General features: G+C 68.4%; 13 protein-coding genes. 4 read left to right on the plus strand and 9 right to left on the minus strand.

The annotated features are described in order from the left end of the window. Positions 1 to 54 precede the first annotated feature (54 nt). Complete coding sequence (locus AB0N66_RS39195; protein ID WP_365444587.1) at positions 55 to 756, plus strand: TetR/AcrR family transcriptional regulator; 702 nt, start codon at positions 55 to 57, stop codon at positions 754 to 756. 6 nt (positions 757 to 762) lie between these two features. On the opposite strand, the gene AB0N66_RS39200 is transcribed toward AB0N66_RS39195, so the two are convergent. From AB0N66_RS39200 to AB0N66_RS39235, 8 genes are all read right to left on the minus strand, one after another. Then, on the minus strand, positions 763 to 1122 hold the full coding sequence (locus AB0N66_RS39200) for a 5-carboxymethyl-2-hydroxymuconate Delta-isomerase (RefSeq protein ID WP_365444590.1): 360 nt from the start codon (positions 1120 to 1122) through the stop codon (positions 763 to 765). A gap of 28 nt (positions 1123 to 1150) precedes the next feature. Then, positions 1151 to 2770 carry a fused response regulator/phosphatase gene (locus AB0N66_RS39205; RefSeq protein WP_365444593.1) on the minus strand — a complete coding sequence of 540 codons (1620 nt, stop codon included), beginning with the start codon at positions 2768 to 2770 and terminating at the stop codon, positions 1151 to 1153. 72 nt (positions 2771 to 2842) lie between these two features. Continuing rightward, the gene (pulA, locus tag AB0N66_RS39210) at positions 2843 to 8242 is read right to left on the minus strand and encodes a pullulanase-type alpha-1,6-glucosidase (protein WP_365444629.1); all 5400 of its coding nucleotides are present in this window, start codon (positions 8240 to 8242) and stop codon (positions 2843 to 2845) included. Between the two features lie 212 nt (positions 8243 to 8454). After that, positions 8455 to 9837, minus strand: coding sequence for an alpha-amylase family protein (locus tag AB0N66_RS39215; RefSeq protein WP_365444596.1), 1383 nt, complete (start codon positions 9835 to 9837; stop codon positions 8455 to 8457). 185 nt (positions 9838 to 10022) lie between these two features. Then, entirely contained in the window at positions 10023 to 11762 is a 1740-nt protein-coding gene (locus AB0N66_RS39220; RefSeq protein WP_365444599.1) for a glycoside hydrolase family 13 protein, read from the minus strand. 253 nt (positions 11763 to 12015) lie between these two features. Continuing rightward, a complete protein-coding gene (locus AB0N66_RS39225) occupies positions 12016 to 12927 on the minus strand; it encodes an ABC transporter permease subunit (RefSeq protein WP_365444602.1) in 912 nt (303 codons plus the stop codon). Positions 12928 to 12940: 13 nt separating this feature from the next. Then, a complete protein-coding gene (locus AB0N66_RS39230; RefSeq protein WP_365444605.1) occupies positions 12941 to 13945 on the minus strand; it encodes a sugar ABC transporter permease in 1005 nt (334 codons plus the stop codon). A gap of 110 nt (positions 13946 to 14055) precedes the next feature. Further along, a complete protein-coding gene (locus tag AB0N66_RS39235) occupies positions 14056 to 15327 on the minus strand; it encodes an extracellular solute-binding protein (RefSeq protein ID WP_365444608.1) in 1272 nt (423 codons plus the stop codon). Positions 15328 to 15830: 503 nt separating this feature from the next. Here AB0N66_RS39235 and AB0N66_RS39240 point away from each other — a divergent pair. Beyond that, complete coding sequence (locus tag AB0N66_RS39240; RefSeq protein ID WP_365444611.1) at positions 15831 to 16865, plus strand: LacI family DNA-binding transcriptional regulator; 1035 nt, start codon at positions 15831 to 15833, stop codon at positions 16863 to 16865. 120 nt (positions 16866 to 16985) lie between these two features. Further along, positions 16986 to 17831 carry a phosphatase PAP2 family protein gene (locus tag AB0N66_RS39245; RefSeq protein ID WP_365444614.1) on the plus strand — a complete coding sequence of 282 codons (846 nt, stop codon included), beginning with the start codon at positions 16986 to 16988 and terminating at the stop codon, positions 17829 to 17831. A 42-nt stretch (positions 17832 to 17873) separates the two neighbouring features. On the opposite strand, the gene AB0N66_RS39250 is transcribed toward AB0N66_RS39245, so the two are convergent. Beyond that, positions 17874 to 18785: a LysR family transcriptional regulator gene (locus AB0N66_RS39250; protein ID WP_365444617.1), complete on the minus strand. Its 912-nt coding sequence runs from the start codon at positions 18783 to 18785 to the stop codon at positions 17874 to 17876. Between the two features lie 107 nt (positions 18786 to 18892). Here AB0N66_RS39250 and AB0N66_RS39255 point away from each other — a divergent pair, with 107 nt between their 5' ends. Beyond that, entirely contained in the window at positions 18893 to 19798 is a 906-nt protein-coding gene (locus AB0N66_RS39255) for a DMT family transporter (protein WP_365444632.1), read from the plus strand. Positions 19799 to 19976: the final 178 nt, after the last annotated feature.

A 19976-nucleotide genomic window follows, 5' to 3' on the forward strand; every position in this document is an offset into this window, starting at 1 on the left:
CAGCCGTGGCCGGACCTGGCCGTTCGGGCCGGATTCGATCGGTAAGGTGTTCGTATGACAACCGGGGTACGCCGCAGGATGGGTGTCGATGAACGGCGGCAGCAGCTGATCGGCGTCGCCCTCGAACTCTTCAGCAGACGCTCGCCGGACGAGGTCTCCATCGACGAGATAGCCGCGGCCGCGGGCATCTCGCGACCGCTGGTCTACCACTACTTTCCCGGCAAACTCAGCCTGTACGAGGCCGCGTTGCAGCGCGCTTCGGACGATCTCGCGGGGCGGTTCGTGGTCCCCGAGGAGGGTTCGCTGGGGTCGCGGCTGCTGCGGGTGATGCGCCGGTTCTTCGACTTCGTGGACGACCACGGGCCGGGTTTCGCGGCGCTGATGCGGGGTGGCCCGGCGGTCGGTTCGTCGACCACCAATGCGCTGGTCGACGGGGTACGGCAGGCCGCGTACGTCCAGATCCTCTCGCACATGAATGTCGAAAACCCGCCTGCGCGGCTGGAGTTGGTGGTCCGCTCATGGATCTCGCTCGTCGAGTCGACGGCACTGATCTGGCTGGACGGACGGCGCATCCCGCGCGCCGAGCTTGAGCGGCAGCTCGTGCACGACTTCGCGGCGCTGGCCGCGGTGAGTGCCGCGTACGACGAGGAGTTGAGCGAGCTGCTGCGCCGGTCGCTCAAGAACGAGCCGGGCGACGGGCCGTTCAGCGACCTCGTCGTCCGGCTGATCGCGCTGGCGTCGCCGCCCGCCTCGTAAGGACTGCTATTTCTCGTACTTCCGGTACGACGGGTCGAGGTCGCGTACCTCGGCGGACGCGTGCACCGTCGAGACTCCGTCGGTGGGCTCGATGTGCTGGCGCAGCAGCTCCAGTACGGCTTCGGTGAGCTTGGCCTTGGTCTCGTCGGTGCGGCCCGGGAGCAGGGCGAGCGTGACGTGCACGACGGCGTGTCCGTCCACCTCCGCTCCCACCACGTTGGTCTCGGTGAGCCGGAACCGCGTCTTGCATGCCTCGATGCGCGCGGCCGCCGTCTCGACGACCACCGGGTGCAGCGCGAGTGCGAAGCCGCGCCGGTCGAAAGTGAGGTCGAGCGCATCGGAGTAGTCGACGGTGATCTGCGGCATGGGCACTCCTGTTCTACGGATATCCAGCTCACCCTAGCCGCAGCGCAAGCAGCGCGATGTCGTCGTCCCGGTCGCGGCCGAAGTGGTCGAGGAGCGTGTCGCACAGGGCGTCCAGGCCGGGCAGGGCGCCCGCGGCGGCCGCGCGGAGCTGCTCCATCGAGACCGAGAGGTCCGTGCCCCGGGTCTCGATCAGGCCGTCGGTGACCATGAGGAGCCGGTCGGTGGGTTCGAGGAACAGCTCGGTGGGCGGTGGGTGGGGCAGGCCCACGCCGAGCAGCGGTCCCGCGGCCTTGGCGTAGTCTGCGCTGCCGGTGTCCCGGATGATCAACGGCGGGATGTGGCCCGCGTTCGCGATGCGGGTGCGTCCGGTGGCAGGCTCGGTCAGGACCAGGCAGACGGTGGCGGTGACGTCGGGGTGGTAGCGCTGGAGCATCCGGTCGAGGCGCTCGGCGAGCACGGCCGGGTCGCTCTCGTCGACGCAGTAGGCGCGCAGCGCGTGCCGGATCTCGACCATGACGGTGGCCGCCTCCAGCGAGTGCCCGACGACGTCGCCGACCGCGGCGAGCACGCCCTCGTCGGTGCGCAGGGCCGCGTAGAAGTCGCCGCCGATCTCGGTCTCCTCCGACGCGGGCACGTACCGGACCACGACGTCGAGGCCCGGCAGTTCGGGCAGCCGGTGCGGCTGGGGCAGGAAGCTGTGCTGGAGGGTGAGGGCGACGTGCCGTTCGACCTGGTACATGAGCAGTGGCTCGGCGGCGAGCGCGGTGGCCTCGGCGAGCCGGGCGACCAGGGCCTCGCCCTCGGGGTTCACCCGGCGCACCCCGCGGGTGGGCGTGGCGAGGCACACCGCGGCCCTGCCGTCCTGGATGGGGATCAGCGCCAGCCGGGCGTCGTGCTGCACTTCCGGCCGGAAGAACCCGGCGGGCCACAGCGGCGCGGGCACCGTGGTGATCCGTACCCCGGCCTGCCCGCGGGTGAGCCGCCGGAGCAGACCGGCCACGGTCCGGTGGGCGCTCTCGTCGGGCATCGCGAGCGAGGTGCGGTCGCGTGAGGTGGCGCGGTACAGCTTGTCGTCCGGGCCGAGGACGAAGACGGCCGCGGGACCGCCGGTGAGCCGCGCGGTCCCCTCGACGGCGGCATCGGCGAGTTCCTGCGGGGAGCGCGCCGTCTGGATGGCGACGATCGTCTCCGAAACCCGCGTCAGCCGCCGGGCCACCGCCTGGTCGCCGGCCCGCAGCCGCGCGGCGCGCACCGCGGCGCGGATCACCGCGTCGATCTCCTCGGGCTCGGCGGGCACCGTCAGATACGCCTCGCCGCCCGCGTCAAGGCCCTGGCTGCGGTCACCGGGGGCCACCGCGGCGGCCGAGAAGTGCACGACGGGCAGGCCGGCCATGTGGGGCCGAGCCTTGAGCCGACGGCACAGTTCGAAGCCGCTCATGTCCGGCAGGTGCACATCGATGAGCGCCACGTCGGGCAGGGTGCCCTTGCGCAGCCGTACGTCGAGCTCGACGAGGGCCTCATGACCGGTGGCGGCCGCGACGACCTGGTAACCGGCGCGGCGCAGCATGGCGCCCATGGCGTACCTGCTGGCCGCCACGTCGTCCACGACCAGCACGGTCGTGTCTGTCCGCTTGCCGTTGACGTCCATCTGCCAGCCCTTGGACACACCGATGGGGCAGACCGGGAGTTCGAGGTCTGCCCCACCAAGATAATGCCCTTTTCAGGAGGTCCGGAAGAATACCGCCACTGTGCGTCCCGGAACGGCGAACGTGCCCGTTCTCTCCGTGTACGAGGAGGACTTGACGGTGGAGTCCGCGCCCGTCGCCTGTACCGGATGCAGCGCGTACGCCGTCCCGGCCAGCGCGTCGACCGTCTGCTCCTGCTTCTCGGGCGTCGCGTTGAAGACCACGACAAGGTCGCCGAGTTCCATCGTGATCACACCGGGTGTCTCATCCGTCCCCGACAACGGGAAGGACAGCTTCGACTGCACCTGGTCGGCCGTGGAGAGTGAGAAGACGCTCTCGGTCGTACGGATGCTTTGCAGATCCTGGTACGCGGCCGAACTGCCCTCGATCTGCTCGCAGCCCACCTTGACGGACGTCAACAGCGGTGTGGCGTAAGGCCACTTGGGCGCGTTGTCGGCGGCCATCGGCAGTCCGCGTCCGAAGCCGTTGCCGTCCTGGCAGTTCCAGTGGATGGCGTTGAACCAGTCGCCGCTGTCGTAGGAGTTGCGGTCGAGGGACTTGGAGCGCAGCAGGTCGGAGCCGGCCTGGGAGAGGGACGGGCCCTGCGAGAGGGTGGCCGTCGCCATGGCCAGGACCTGCATACGGGCCCGGTCGCTCGCGCTCGTCGCGGCGGGCAGCTTGAAGGTGAGGGCGTCGTACAGCGACTCGTTGTCGTGTGCGTCGGCGTACGCGAGGGCGTCTCCGGGCGCGTCCGCGTATCCCGCCGCCTGGCCGTTGTAGTCGACCTCGGAGCCCTTGACCTCCTTGCCGCCGGTGTCGGTGAAGCTGTACTTCGCGAGGTTGCCGCTCAGCCCGACCTTGATGAGGTCCTGGTAGTGCAGCAGGCGGGCCTTCTGCTCGGCCGAAGTACCGTTGTTGGTGGAGGAGTTGGGGTCGGTGTAGAGGCCGGAGGCGAAGCCCTGGACGCCGGGGTCCTCGTCGAAGGGGCCGCCGCCGCGTACGGCGTCACGCGCACGGTCGGAGAAGGTCGCGATGCCGGTCCCCGCCATGTTCTTCTGGGTGGCCTGCGTGAAGCGGGCGTCGTCGGCGACCTCGCCGAAGTTCCAGCCCTCGCCGTACAGGATGATCTTCTTGCCGTCGACGCCGTCCTTCTTGAGGGTGAGCGCGTCGAGAGCCTTGCGGACCGCGAGGATGTTGGCCTTGGGGTGGTGCCCCATGAGGTCGAAGCGGAAGCCGTCGACCTTGTACTCCTTGGCCCAGGTGACGATCGAGTCCACCACCAGCTTGCCCATCATGGCGTTCTCGGTCGCCGTGTTGGCGCAGCAGGTACTCGTCGCCACGGACCCGTCCGCGAGGAGCCGCTGGTAGTAGCCGGGCACGACCTTGTCGAGCACCGAGGTGTCGGCCTGGCCGCTCGCGGCGGTGTGGTTGTAGACGACGTCCATGACGACCCGCAGGCCGTCCTCGTTCAGCGACTTGACCATCTCGCGGAACTCGACCGTACGGTCCGTGCCGTCCGGGTCGGTCGCGTAGGAACCCTCCGGAACCGTGTAGTGATACGGGTCGTAGCCCCAGTTGTAGGCGTCCTTCGCGGCGGTCTTCGCCACGCACTCCTGCTGCTTGTCGGAGTCGGCCGGGTAGGAGGCGAGGTCGCAGTCGGTGGTCGCCTGGTCGGACTTCTTCTCGGGGATGGTGGCGATATCGAACACGGGCAGCAAGTGCACATACGAGGTACCGGACTTGGCCAGTTCACGCAGGTGCTTGGAGCCGTCGCTGTCCTTGTCGGCGAAGGCGAGGTAGGTGCCGGGGTTCTGGGCCGTGGTGTCCGCCACCGAGAAGTCCCGGATGTGCAGCTCCTGGATCTGGGCGTCCTTCAGCGCCACCGCCGCGGGCTTCTTGAGGGTCGACCAGCCGCTCGGGGCAAGGGACTTGGCGTCCAGGTCGACGACGAGGCTCTGCTTGGAGTCGGCGGTCAGAGCCACCGAGTACGGGTCGGTGACCGTGTTGCTGACGACCTTCTGGACGGTCGGCGCCCACACCTTGACGACGTACCGGTAGGGCTTGTTCGCCCAGGACTTCTTGCCGGTGACGGACCAGACGCCGGTGGTGTTGTTCCGCTTCATGGCCACGGTGGAGCCGTCGAGGTCCAGGGAGACGCTCTGCGCGGTGGGCGCCCAAACGGCAAGCGTGGGGCGGCCGTTGTGGAAGGTCGGGCCGAGGTCCGCCTTCGTCGCGTCGTACAGATCGTCGAGTACGCCGGCGATCTGTACGCCTGTCGCCGCCAACACAGCTCCGTTCACGGCGCGTTGTGAGGCGACGACCTGTCCGCTCAGCGCTTCACGCACCCGGTCACGGTCACGCGGATCGACCGTCCAGGCGGTGTAGTCCTTGAGGTGCGGGAAGGCGGTCTTCTGGGCGTCGGTGAGGGTGGACCTGGACAGGCGGAGCCACTTGGCGTCCCCGGCCAGCGTGCCGTCCTTCACCTCGATCGAGCCGTCGCGGGAGTAGAGCAGCTGCGTGGACACAGCCGCGTCGGAGCCGTTCCAGGCGACCGTGTTCCGGTCGATCCAGACCGCCTTGGACGTGGTCAGGTCGAGCGCGGCCGCACTGCCCGCCGGCTGCGGCAGCAGGTACTTCTCCTGGCCGTTCAACAGCCACACCTCGTGGCCGTTCGCCGAGAGGTCGAGCGACTGGTCGGTGGGGAGGTCCTTCTCGTCGCCCTTGTGGAGGATGTAACTGAGGCTGGTGGCACCCTCGGCGAGCGGCACCTCGTACACAGCGCCATAGGCGTCAGTGTCCACCGGCTCCAGTGGCTTCGACCAGTCCGTGCCCGTCTCGGCGCCCGTCCAGACGTGCAGCCCCCAGCCGGCGTAGTCGCCGTCGGCGCGGTGGTAGTGCAGGAGCGCCTTCGTCTTGTCCTGCGCCGGGTAGTCGGGCTTCTCGGTGAGGACGGCCTCCTTGCCCTGTTCGAGCCAGATCTCGCCCGTCCTGGTGACGTCGATCGTGCGGTCGGCTGAGACGTCCTTGTTGCCGTCCTTGTCGATCACGAGGTAGCCGACACTGGAGGCGCCGGGCTTCAACTTGACGTAGGCGAAGGCCCCGTAGGCGTCGCGGCCGATGAAGTCGTGGCCCTCGGGCCAGGTCGTCGCCTCGCCGTCGGCGAGGTCGCCCCAGGCGTAGAGCCGCCAGTCGGTGTAGACGCCGTCGGTCCGCTTGTAGTGGACGATCGCGTAGTCGCGCGAGGAGGCCGTCGGGATCTCCTCGGCGGGCGGGGTGCCCGTGACCGAGGTGGTCGTGGCGCTCGACCTGCGTCCGGCCGAGTCGATGACAACTGCCTTGTAGCGCAAGGTGGTTCCGGCCGGTACGTCCTTGGCGATGGCCTGGGTGACCTTGTACGGGGCATGGTCGGCGGAGCCGAGTGTCTGCCACTTGGCGTTGCCGACCTGGGCGGCGAGGACGACGCGGTTCAGCTGACCGCCGGTGACGTCGGCGCTCAACTCCACGGTGCCGGTGGCGCCCGCTTCCGGAGCCTTCAGGGTGAGCGTCGGCTTCGAGACTGGGGCGGCGAGCTTGCCCGCGGCCTTGAGGACGATGGAGGAACCGGCCGGGACGGTGACAGTGACCTTGCTGTCGGCGCCGCTGGTGACGGTGTCCTGGGTGCCGTAGATCCCGCGGAACCTCATGTCCGACGAGCCGGTCGCGAAGGTCGCCGTGTTCGCCTCGCCCGCGTTGCTCACGGCGACGACGTACTCGGTGCCGGTCTTCGCGTCCGTACGGGAGAAAGCGTAGATCCCGGCGCCGTCGGCGGCGTACCGCTCCGTCTGGACGCCGTCCGCGAGGGCGGGGTTGGCCTTGCGGAGCTTCGCGAGAGCACTGATCTGTTTGTAGAGCGGTGCACTCGTGTCGTAGGCGTCGCTCGCGTGGGTGCGGTCGGTGCCGAGCTCATCGTCGTCGAGGTAGTCGGCGGTCTTGGAGGCGAACATCGTCTGGCGGGCGTCCTTGTCGCCGCCCGCGCCGGTGAAGCCCTGCTCGTCGCCGTAGTAGACGACCGGGTTGCCGCGGCTGAGGAACATCAGCTCATTGGCGAGCTTGTCCTTCGCAAGGAGCTCGGTGTCGCTCGCGCCGGGATTGTCCTGGCCCAGGAAGTACCCGATGCGGCCCATGTCGTGGTTGCCGAGGAAGGTGACCTGCTCGTACGCGTTGGCCTTGTCCGTCGTGTACTTGTAGTCGTCGCCGAAGACCGAGGCCAGCTTCTGCGCGCTGCCGCCCTGGGAGGCGTACTGGCGGGCCGCTTCCTGGAAGGGGAAGTCGAGCGTGGAGTCGAGGCGGCCCTCGGTGACGTACGGCGAAGTGATCGACGTGTCGGCGGAGTAGACCTCGCCGAACATGAAGAAGTCGTCACGGCCCTGCTTCTTCGCGTACGCGTCGAGGGCGGTGGCCCACTGTGTCCAGAACTCCATGTTGACGTGCTTCACGGTGTCGATCCGGAAGCCGTCGATGTCGAAGTCGCGGACCCACTTCTCGTAGATCTTCGCCATGCCGCTGACGACCTCGGGACGCTCGGTCCACAGGTCGTCGAGGCCGGAGAAGTCGCCGTTCTCGGAGCTCTCACCGGCGAAGGTGGAGTCGCCGTGGTTGTGGTACATCGTCGTGTCGTTGAGCCAGGACGGGACCTTGGTGTTCTGCTTCGCGGCGGTCACGGTCGGCGTGCGCGGGAAGGAGTCGGCGTCGACCTCGGGGAAGTCCTCCGAACCGTCCGCATAGTCGGCGTCGTCGAAGGGCTCGCCGTCCTTCGTCAGATACGGGAAGGCGCCCTTGGAGAGGTAGCCGTAGGACTTCTCCTCGTAGTCGACGACATCGGCGGTGTGGTTGGTGATGACGTCGAAGAAGACCTTCATGCCCTTGGCGTGGGCCTTGGAGATCAGCGTCTGAAGGTCCTTGTTGGTGCCGAAGTGCGGGTCGACCTGGGTGAAGTCGGTGATCCAGTAACCGTGGTAGCCGGCCGAGGCATTGTCACCGGTGCCCTGTACGGGCTGGTTCTTGAAGATCGGCGCCATCCAGATGGCGGTGGTGCCAAGGCCCTTGATGTAGTCGAGCTTCCCGGTCAGGCCCTTGAGGTCGCCGCCCTGGTAGAACCCCTTGTCGGTGGGGTCGTAGCCGGTCGACAGCCGTGAACCGGTCAGGCCACCCTCGTCGTTGGACGTGTCGCCGTTCGCGAATCGGTCCGGCAGGACGAAGTAGAACTGCTCGCGGGTCGCGTCGTTACGGGCGGCCGTCTTGGCGAGGGCCGCGTCGGACGGGGGCGCGGGCGGGGTGGCGGCGCGGGCTGCGATGGGCTGGACGAGGGCTGCGGCGAGGGCGACCACCGCGACGGTCGCGATTCTTCTGCGTTGCGTGGTGCGGCGCACCCGGGGCGCCGGCCATCTCGGTATCAGGGCCACAGACGTGAACTCCTTGCGATTACGGCTCATTTGGGTCCGACCCCACGCCGCGGCTCGGCTTCGTTGCCGGGCGCCGGCGTGACCGTATCGCTTACGCAAGGTTTACAGCAAGAGTCTTGAAACCGATGGCAAGAACTTTCACATCTGCTCGGAAACGAGGGCCCGTTCACCTGCGAATCGGCGAACGGGCCCTCTTCTGGCGCCACTCAGCAGCTGGACTTGCCCGAGTAGATCGCGAGCGCCGTGTTGGCGCCGAGCGTCGCCGTGAACTGGCCCGAACTGTTCACCGAGACCGTCGAGTTGCTCTGGACGTTGCAGTACGTGCCTGCCGCGAGGGAGGTCTGGTACGTCCGGCTCAGCGAGGACGACTCATGATTGATGGCCACGAAGCCCTTGGAGCCGCGGCCGAACGCGATGGCGTCGGCGCCGTTGTCCCACCAGTTGGTGACCGACTCACCGCGGGTGGTGTTACGGAAGGCGACCATCGACTGGATCTCCGGCCAGGCGTGCTGGCACTTCCAGCCGTCCTGCCAACAGGCGTTGACCGTGCCGTCGCCCGGCGGCCCGGCGTCGGTGGAGGAGAACTCGTAGCCCGAGTTGATGTCGGGCGCGCCGTACGGCCAGGCGAGCATGAAGACATTGGCGAGCGTGTAGTTCGCCCCGTCCTTGTAGTTCAGCGTCGAGCCGTTGCGCTCGGTGTCGTGGTTGTCGACGAAGACACCGGAGACGCCACTGCTCATATAGCCCCAGCCCTCACCGTAGTTCTTGAGGTAGGCCAGGTTCTCGTTGTTGAAGACCCGCTTGAGGTCGTACGCGTACCGGAACTCCTGGACGTCGCCGTTGCCGGTGTACTCGGTCGGCTGGACGGCCTCGCCCGAGCCGTAGATGACCTCCTGCTTCCAGTACACGCTCGGATTGCTCAGCCGGGACTTGATGTTGGCGAGGTCGGCGGCCGGTATGTGCTTGGCCGCGTCGATGCGGAAGCCGTCGACGCCGTAGCCGAGGAGGCTGTTCATGTAGCCGGCGATGGCGGAACGGACGTACGACTCGCCCGTGTCCAGGTCCGCGAGACCGACCAGTTCGCAGTTCTGGACGTTGGTGCGATTCGTGTAGTCGCTGATGCTGGCGGTGCAGTCGTCGAAGTCGTACGAGGAGTACAGGCCCGGGTAGTTGTACTTCGTGTACGACGAGCCGCCGGTGCCGGTACCGCTGCCGGCCGACATGTGGTTGATGACCGTGTCGACGACCACTTTCACGCCCGCGTTGTGGCAGGCCGTGACCATGTCCTGGAAGTCGGTGGCGTTCCCGAGCCGCCCGGCTATCCGGTAGCTGACCGGCTGGTACGAGGTCCACCACTGCGAGCCCTGGATGTGCTCGGCGGGCGGGGAGACCTGGACGAAGCCGTAGCCGGCGGGGCCGAGACGGCTGGCGCACTCCGTCGCGACGGAGTCGAAGTCCCACTCGAAGAGGACGGCGGTGACGTCCTTGGTGCCGGGGGGAGACGCCTGCGCCGTGCCCGCGGGGACGGCGAGCGCGACCGACGCGGCCGCCGTGAGCGCGAGGGCGCCGGAGAGAGTTCTGCTGGCCATGTGTGGTTCCTTCTCCATTGAAGGTCCATTGAATGTTCTTGCTGAAAGATTGCAAGATGTGCGGTGCCGCAGATAGTAGAGGCCCGCCTCCCGAAGCGGAAGGCGGGCTTCTGAAAGTGCCGGAAACTCCTTGCGGGGCTTGACGGTTGACGGGCCGTCGGCTGCCGGCCCGCAGGGTCGTGATGTCAGCCGGTGGTCCACCACACGGTGACGTCCGCCGGCAGCTTCGCCTCGCCGCCGTCCTGCGAGAGTGTCACCTCGCCACTGGCGAGGAGCACACGGCCGTACGCCGGGACGGTCACCGCCTCGGTGCCGGTGTTCGCGGTACAGGTGAACTCGCCGCGGCGGAAGGCGAGTACGCCTTCGGGAGCCTTCAGCCACTCGACGGAGTCACCGGCGCCCAGGTCGGGCTGCTCGCGGCGGGCGGCGAGCGCGTCGCGGTACAGCTCCAGGGTGGAGCCCTCCGCCCCGGTCTGCGCCTCGATGCTCAGCTCGGCCCACTCGACGGGCTGTGGCAGCCAGCTGCCACCGCCTCCGAAGCCGTACGACGAGCCCGCGCGGGTCCACGGGATCGGCACCCGGCAGCCGTCGCGGAAGCCGTCCTGGCCCGCGCCCCGGAAGTAGGCGGGGTCCTGGCGCACCTCGTCCGGCAGGTCCACGACGTCCGGCAGGCCGAGCTCCTCGCCCTGGTAGAGGTACGCGGAGCCGGGCAGCGCCAGCATCAGCAGGGTCGCGGCCCGCGCCCGGCGCAGGCCCAGCGCGCGGTCACCCGCGGTGCGGATCTGCGTGCCGAGCCCGGCCTCGTTGGCGAAGCGGGTGGCGTGCCGGGTCACGTCGTGGTTGGACAGGACCCAGGTGGCGGGGGCGCCCACCGGGCGCATCGCGTCCAGCGTGCGGTTGACGCAGTCGCGCAGCTCGGCCGCGTCCCAATGGGTGGCCAGATACTGGAAGTTGAAGGCCTGGTGCAGCTCGTCGGGGCGTACGTAGTTGGCGGTGCGCTCGATGGTCGGGGTCCACGCCTCCGCCACGAAGATGCGCCCACCCGTCTCCCGCCCCCGCCCTTCTGAGGAAGGCCCTTCGGGCCCTTTCCGATTTCCGGAGTACTCGTCGAGGATCGTGCGCCACTGGCGGTAGACGTCGTGCACGCCGTCCTGGTCGAAGAACGGCATGACATCGTTGCCCAGCAGCTTCAGCTGCTCGTGGGATCCCAGGTCCGGCAGGCCCTGCGCCTTCACCAGGCCGTGCGCCACGTCGATGCGGAAACCGTCGACGCCCATGTCGAGCCAGAACCGCAGGATGGAGCGGAACTCGTCGCCGACGGCGGGGTGCTCCCAGTTGAAGTCGGGCTGCTCGGGTGCGAAGAGGTGCAGATACCACTCGCCGGGGGTGCCGTCGGGCTCGGCCACCCGCGTCCAGGCGGGGCCGCCGAAGATGGACTCCCAGTCGTTGGGCGGCAGTTCGCCGTTCGCGCCCTTGCCGGGCCGGAAGTAGTAGCGCTCGCGCAGCGGCGACCCCGGCCCCTCCGCGAGCGCACGCTTGAACCACTCGTACTGGTCGGAGGAGTGGTTGGGGACGAGGTCGACGATGATCCGCAGGCCAAGCTCGTGGGCGTCGCGGATCAGGGCGTCGGCGTCCAGCAGATTGCCGAACATGGGGTCGACGGCCCGGTAGTCCGCGACGTCGTAGCCGGCGTCGGCCTGCGGCGAGGCGTAGAAGGGGCTCAGCCACACGGCGTCCACGCCGAGGTCGCGCAGATACGGAAGTCTGGAACGTACGCCCTCCAGGTCGCCCATGCCGTCGCCGTTGCTGTCGGCGAAGCTGCGCGGATAGACCTGGTAGATCACCGCGTCGCGCCACCAGTCGCGGTGCGTGGCGACGGTGGCGAGGGCGGAGGTCGGTGCCTGGTCGGCGGAGTGCTGGCTCATGGCGTCCTTGATGCGATGGGGGTCCCCCCGGTCGAGCGAAGCCGAGTGTGGGGGAAGGGTTCGGGTCATGGGCGTAGGCGAAGTGGTTGACGAGGCGGAATGGTCGACGAGGGCTGAGTGGTTGACGAGGCGTGGCAGTTGACGAGTCGGAGTGGTTAACGAGGCGGCCGCGATGACAGCGGGGTCGGATGGCCACCGCGGCCGCCACCCGCGCGACACAGCGCGCGGGAGTCACTGAAGCGTCAGGCGGGCGTCAGCCCTTCGTGCCGCCGGCGGTGAGGCCGGCCACCAGGTTCTTCTGCACAAGGTAGAAGAACGCGGAGACGGGTATCGCCACCAGCACGGCGGTGGCGGCCATCAGGTTGCGCTGCGCGTCGTGCTCGCTGACGAAGCTCTGCAGGCCGACGGCGAACGTGTACTTCGTGTCGGACAGCATGAACGTCGAGGCGAAGGCGACCTCGCCGAACGCGGTGATGAAGCTGTAGAAGGCGGCAACTGCCAGGCCCGGCTTGGCAAGTGGCAGGATCAGCCGCGCGAACGTGCCGAAGGGGCTCAGTCCATCGACGCGCCCCGCCTCGTCGATCTCGAAGGGGATCGTGTCGAAGTAGCCCTTGAGCAGCCAGGCGCAGTACGGCACGGCGGTCGAGCAGTAGACGAGGATGAGGCCGAAGTAGTTGTCGATGAGCTGGAGTTCGGAAAGGATCTCGTACATCGGCACCATCAGTACGGCGACCGGGAACATCTGGGTGACCAGCAGGACCCACATGAACTTCCGGTAGCCGGGGAAGCGCATGCGGGAGACCGCGTAGCCCGTGGTGGCGGCGACCAGCACACCGATGAAGGTGGTGCCGAGCGACACGACGAGCGTGCTCCACAGCCAGTCGAAGAACGGCGTGTGCTGCAACACGAACGAGTAGTTGTCGAGCGTCATCTTGCCGAAGATGCGCCCGGGGTGCAGATAGTCGTCCTTGTCCGGGCCGAGGGACAGATAGACCAGCCAGCCGATCGGGAACAGCGCGACGAGGCTGGCGACGGTCAGGATGGAGTGCGAGGTGATCGTCCCGGCGAGGCTGTTCTCGCCACGCCGCCGCGGCCTACGTCCCGGCTTGGCGTCCGTGGGAACCTCGTCCGCCGAGGCGGAACTCTGCAGTGTGGTGGTGCTCATGGGGGCTCCTGCCTCAGTTCGCGAGCTGCTGCTCATTGCGGGCCAGCCAGCGGCGGTAGACGGAGGTGAAGACGATCAGGATGGAGAGGAGCAGTACGCCGTACGCGGCCGACTGGGCGTAGTCGCGCGGCTGTTGGCCGAAGCCCAGGTAGTAGGCCCAGGTGACGAGGATCTGCGCGTCGGGGGCGGTGTCGCCGAAGAGCAGGAAGATGACGGCGAACTGGTTGAAGGTCCAGATGACACCGAGGAGTACGACGGTGGAGCTGACGGGCCTCAGCCCCGGCAGCGTCACGTGCCTGAAGCGCTGCCAGGCGTTGGCACCGTCCATCTCGGAGGCCTCGTACAGGGTCGAGTCGATGGACTGCAGACCGCCGAGCAGCGAGACCATCATGAACGGCACTCCGCACCAGGTGTTGACCATGATGGCGGAGGTGCGCTGCCAGAAGGTCTCCTCCAGCCACAGCGGCGACGGCAGATGCAGCGCGTCGAGGGCGGAGTTGATGATGCCGGAGTCGGCGAGCATGAAGCGCCAGCCGAAGACGGTGACGAAGGTGGGCACGGCCCACGGCAGGACCAGGATGAGCCGGTAGAACGTGCGGCCGCGCAGCTTCTGGTTGAGCAGCAGCGCGAGGCCGAGGCCGATGGCGTAGTGCAGCAGGACGCACAGTGCCGTCCACGCGATCGTCCAGATGAAGTGCGACCAGAAGCGGTCGTAGGAGGTCGGGCCCCACAGGATGTCGGCGTAGTTGTCCAGGCCGATGAACTTGTAGGTGGCGTCGATGTGGTTGACGCCGATCTGGCGGGCCGAGTTGAGGCTGTTGGCGTCCGTGAACGTCAGGTAGATGCCTCGCACCAGCGGGTACAGCACCAGCGCGCCGAGCACGACGACCACCGGGGCGATCATCGCGTACGCGTACCAGAACTTCTGGTACCCGTGCTTGAGGCGCTGGAGCGGCCCCGGGCGCGGCCCTCGGTCGCCGCGGCGCTTGCCGGTCGCGCGGTCGATGACGACTGTCATGGTTCGACACCTTCTGGAAGATCTGCGGCACAACGTGAAGGGCTGGGCACAGGCCGATGGCCGCCGGATCCGTCCCCCCAATCCTCAGGCGGATCCGACGGCCACGACGGTCACTTGCTGAAGTCGGGGACCAGCTTGGCGATCGCGGTTTCCGCGTTGCTCAGCCCCTTGTCCAGCGATTCGTTACCGGCGGCGACCTTGTTCAGCTCGGTGTCGAGCGGGCCCCACAGCGAGCTGTACTCGGGCAGCGCCGGGCGCGGCTGGGCGGCGGCGAGGACCGTCTGGTAGCCGGCGATGCCCGGGTCGGCCTTGACCTCGGCGGTGTAGGCGTCGTCGCGGGTCGGCAGTGTGGAGTTCTTGAGGGCGATCGTCTCCTGGGACTTCGCCGAGGTCATGAACTTCAGGAACTTCAGCGACGCTTCCTGGTGGGCCTTGTCCGAGCCCGCGTAGACGGAGAGGTTGTGGCCGCCGGTCGGGGCGCCCGACTTGCCGGCTCCGCCGGCCGGGACGCTGACGATGCCGAGGTTGGACTTGTCCTTGAAGGCCGAGCCCTTGTAGAAGTTCGTGATCTCCCAGGGTCCCTGGATGATCGAGGCGACCTTGCCGCTGACGAACGCCTCCTGGATGTGGGCGTACGCGTCGACGGTGGTGTCGGCCTTGTGCAGACCGTCGCCGTCGAAGAGGCCTTCCCAGGTCTCGTAACCCTTGACCGCGGCGGCGGAGTTGACGGTGATCTTCTTGGCGGCGGCGTCGACCGTGTCGGTGCCCTCGCCGTAGAGGAAGGACTGGGCGTAGTACGCCTGGGTGGAGCCCCAGTAGCCGTCGACGCCGGTCTTCTTCTTGATCGTGGCGGCGGCGGCCTTGAGCTCGTCCCACGTCGTGGGTGCCGCGACGCCGGCCTGCTCGAAGATCGCCTTGTTGTAGACAAGGGCGAGCGTGTCGGTGACAAGCGGTGCGCCGTACGTCTTTCCGTCGTACTTGGCCTGCTCGATCAGGCTGGGCTGGAACTTGCTCTCGTCCGCGAGGGCTTCGGTGCCGTCCAGCGGCAGGAAGTAGCCCTTCTTCGCGAAGGCGGGGGTCCAGCCGACCTCGGAGCGCAGGACGTCCGGGGCGCCGCTGGCACCGGCGGCGGTGTCGAACTTGTTCTGCGCCTGGTCGAAGGGGACGTTGACGTACTTGACCTTGACGTCGGGGTTGGCCGTCTGGAATTCCTTGACCAGGGCCTGGTACGTCGGTGCCTCATTGGTGGCGTTGGAGGTGTCCCACCAGGTGATGGTGGTGGGTCCTTCCGACTTGTCGCTGCCGCTGTCACTGCCGCCGCAGGCCGTCGCCGCGAGGGCGAGGGAAGCCATCAGAGCGGTGGCCGCTATGCCACGCCGCATGAGATCTCCTTGAGGGTGAAAGCCCGAGTGGGTGAGGCAGCGGTCCCGCCCGCTCCCCCTGCCGACTTGCCGACTGCGCCGTTGCGTCCGCCGGGCGACGTGAACGTAACAGCGTTGTAAGCGCCGCGAAAGGCCTTGCAGCAAAAAAGTGCAAGGACTGCCGAGAGTTACCCGCCCGTGACCTCTGCCCGACCACTCGGAAGCCCCTGAACACGGGCGCTCAGCAGACATGGGACCCCTGTGCAAGACTCTGCAAGCTCTTGCCACACCTGCCGGGTACGAGGATCATCGCCCCGTCAGCGCCTTGCAGGAGCCACCCCTTTCCCGCGGCGCACGCCCGGGACGGGGAGCCACCCCTTCCCGCGGCGCGAGCCCGGGACGCCGAGCCGACCACTACACGAGGGAGCGCGATGACGCAGCAGCCCGGAGCGGGCCGTTCAACCGCCCGCACACGGCGTCTGGTTGGTGGGCAAGGCGAGAACCGGCCGGTACAGTCCACTCCCGTGACCACACGGCTTGCCGACATCGCAGCCCAGGCGGGCGTCAGCGAGGCGACTGTCAGCCGCGTCCTGAACGGAAAGCCGGGCGTCGCCGCGACCACCCGCCAGACCGTTCTGGCCGCACTCGACGTCCTTGGCTACGAGCGCCCCGTACGACTGCGGCAGCGCAGCGAGGGCCTGGTAGGCCTGATCACGCCGGAGCTGGAGAATCCGATATTTCCCGCGCTTGCGCAGGTCATCGGCCAGGCACTGACACGGCAGGGCTACACGCCGGTCCTCGCGACCCAGACCCCGGGCGGCTCCACCGAGGACGAGCTGACGGAGATGCTGGTGGACCGCGGCGTCGCCGGGATCATCTTCGTCTCGGGCCTGCACGCGGACACCTCGGCGGACATGCAGCGCTACGACCAGCTGCGTGCCCAGGGCGTCCCGTACGTCCTCGTGGACGGTTTCTCGCCGAAGGTCCAGGCGCCGTTCATCTCCCCGGACGACCGCGCGGCGATGGCCCTGGCCGTCACCCACCTCGTCTCGCTCGGCCACACCCACATCGGACTCGCGCTGGGCCCCAAGCGGTTCGTGCCCGTGCAGCGCAAGATCGAGGGCTTCATTCGCACGATGCAGGAGCTGTTGGGGCTGACGCCGGCCGACATCGAGGAGCGACTGGTCCAGCACTCGCTGTACACGCTGGAGGGCGGCCAGGCCGCGGCCTCCGCACTCATGGACCGTGGCTGCACGGCCGTCGTGTGCGCCAGCGACATGATGGCGCTCGGCGCGATCAGGGCGGCACGTCAGCGCGGTCTGGACGTCCCGAAGGACGTCTCGGTCGTCGGCTTCGACGACTCCCCGCTCATAGCTTTCACCGACCCGCCGCTCACGACGGTCCGCAAGCCGGTGCCCGCCATGGGACAGGCGGCGGTACGGACCTTGCTGGAGGAGATCGGCGGGACGCCCGCGCCGCACAGCGAGTTCGTGTTCATGCCGGAACTGGTGGTGCGCGGTTCGACCGCTTCGGCCCCCGGGGACCGGAATCGTCCGTAATCCTCCCTGAGGAGGAGCCCGTACGGCACCCGTCGGAGTCCCCTCGCCGTAGAACATGCGACCTGGACCCGCCCAAGGGATGATCTGTGAGGCAAGGCTTTTCTGGCAGACTCTGCGTCTATGGGTGAGACAACCGTGACGACACTGGAAGGCCGGGAGCAGAGTGCTTCGGGGCCCGTCGCGGAGGAGGAAGCGGGGCGGCGTTTTCTACGTCGGCTGCGGACCCCGCGTCGCCCCCGCCTCTGGTTCGAGATCCTGCTCATCGCGGTCAGTTACTGGACCTATTCGCTGATCCGGAACGCGGTCCCGGAGCAGCGCGGACAGGCGCTGCGCAACGCCGACTGGATCTGGCGCACCGAGCACCACCTCGGCATCGCCTTCGAGGAATCCGTCAACCACGCCGTGAACTCGGTGACATGGCTGATCATCGGCATGAACTACTACTACGCGACACTGCACTTCGTGGTGACGCTGGGTGTTCTGGTGTGGCTGTATCGCAGCCACCCCGGCCGTTACGCGGCAGCGCGCCTCGCCCTCTTCGCGACCACGGCGGTGGCGCTGGTCGGCTACTACTTCTACCCGCTCGCACCGCCCCGCCTGATGAACGGCAGCACCTTCGTCGACACCGTGGTGGTCCACCAGACCTGGGGCTCCATGGCCTCCGGCGACCTGAAGCACATGTCCAACCAGTACGCCGCGATGCCGTCCATGCACATCGGCTGGTCCCTGTGGTGCGGCCTCACCATCTTCGCCCTGGCCTCCGCCCCCTGGGCCCGCATCCTCGGACTCCTTTACCCGATGGCGACCCTGGTGGTCATCGTCGCCACGGCCAACCACTTCTGGCTGGACGCGGTGGGCGGCATGCTCTGCCTGGCCTTCGGGTTCACGGTGGCACGTGTCTGCTACGGGGCACGGCCGTACGCGCTGCCGCGGTGGGTACCGGACCCGCTACCGGCCAAGACCTGACGGAACCCGGCGATCACCCGGCCGCGAGCGCGAACGGCCGCCCTACTCCCGATGCTCACTCGCGCGGGCCGCGTCCCGCAAGGCATCGATCAGTCCGCGCAACGCCGGCTGCTGCGGGGCCGTCTCCCGCACGGCCACGTAGATCGCCCGCTGCGGCTCGGGAGAACGCACCTTGCGGATGACGACATCCGGATGGAGTCCCCCGAGCCCGAGACGCGGAATGAGGCTGACCCCCAGCCCGGCCGCCACGAACCCCTGGGCGGTCACATAGTCCTCGCTCTCGACCACGAACCCGGGCCTGAACCCTGCCGCGGCGCAGGCATCGAGCTGAGCGTCAAGACAGGACCCCGGCCACTCACTCCCGACCCACGGCTCTTCGGCGAGGTCGGCCAGTTCGAGTGAACGCTTCCCGGCGAGCCGGTGCCCCTTGGGCAGCACGGCGCGGTACGGATCGTCGAGCAGATGCACCAGCTGTACGCCCTCGGGTCCGCCGGAGTCATGCGGCGGCCGCACGACGAGCGCCAGGTCGGCCCGCCCCTCCTTCACGTCGGGCAGCGGATCCTCGGGATCGATGAGCTTCAACTCGACCTGCACACCGGGATGTTCGGCCCGGAACCGGGCGATGGCGGGAGCCACCAGCGAAGCCCCCGCCGTGGCGAAGTAGCGCACCGCAAGCCGCCCCGTGCGCCCGGCACGCAGATCTCCCAGCGCGGTCTCCGCCTCGGCGACCTGCCGCCCGATGACACCGGCGTACTCGGACAGCAACAGCCCCGCCGCGGTCGGCCGCACACCACGCCCGACCCGCTCCAACAGTTCGACCCCGGCCTGCTTCTCCAGTGCGGCGATCTGCTGACTGACGGCGGACGGCGTGTACCCGAGATCGGCCGCAGCGGCAGTGACCGACCCGCACCCCACCACAGCCGACAGAACCTGCATACGCCTCACATCAAGCATGCAGCCTAGCTTAACAGTACGTACAGCACTCTTCACTTGTCCTCAAAGGTTTCTTCCAGGACCGTGGACCCATGCCAAGCTCCCGCTCCCTCGCCTCCCCACTCCGCATGGCCGCCCTGGCCCTCCTCTGGGGCTCGGGCTTCCTCTGGATCAAGCTGGCCCTGAACCACGGCCTGTCCCCCGCCCACATCACGGTCACGCGCTGCACCCTGGGCACGGCGGTCCTCCTGTTCCTGGCCCGCAGGGCGAAACAGCACCTCCCCCGCTCCCGCAAGATCTGGGGCCACCTCGTCATCGCAGCCCTCTTCTGCAACGCCATCCCCTTCGCCCTCTTCGCCATCGGCGAGCAGACGGTCGACTCCGGCATCGCAGGCGTCCTGAACGCGACGACCCCCCTCTGGTCCCTCCTCATCGGCTTCCTCCTGGGCACCGACCGAGGCCTCCACCCCCTGCGCCTGACCGGCCTCGTCCTGGGCTTTGCCGGCGTACTCCTGATCTTCGCCCCCTGGAACCAGGCGGGCCTGGCCAGCTGGGGAGCTCTGGCCCTACTGACCGCCGCGGCGAGCTACGCGATCGCCTTCGCGTACATGGCCCGCCACCTCACCACCCAGGGCGCCCCCCTGGCCGTCTCAGCGGCCCAACTCCTCACCGCCACAGCCTGGAGCACCCTGGCCCTCCCCACCGGCGGCTCCCTCGGCAACATCGACGCCACAGCCGTACTCGCCGTCACCGCCCTGGGCATCTTCGCCACCGGCATCACCTTCTACCTCAACTACCGCATGATCGCCGACGAGGGCCCCACCAGCGCCGCCACAGTCGGCTACCTCCTCCCCGTGGTCTCGGTAGCCCTCGGCGCCCTGGTCCTCGACGAACAGATCGGCCTACGCGTCATCGCAGGCATGGCGATAGTCCTGACAGGCGTATCCCTGTCCCGCAAAAAGCCACAGCCGAAACCGGACGAACAAGAAGCAGCCCCCGCCGCTCCCACACCCGCACCCGCAAACGGCCGGTAGGAGCCGGATGGTGTTGCTGCCGCACCCGAAAGACCACGGAAGGGGCCGGGGGCCGGTACATCACATGCCCGTCGCTTACGTTCGCGTCACCGGACCCCCGCATCCTGCCCAACGCCTGATCCGGCGGCGACGGGCGGATGTACCGGCCCCCGGCCCCGACCCACCCACCGGACCCCAG

This window comes from Streptomyces sp. NPDC093544, from assembly GCF_040683495.1.
GTDB lineage: Bacteria > Actinomycetota > Actinomycetes > Streptomycetales > Streptomycetaceae > Streptomyces.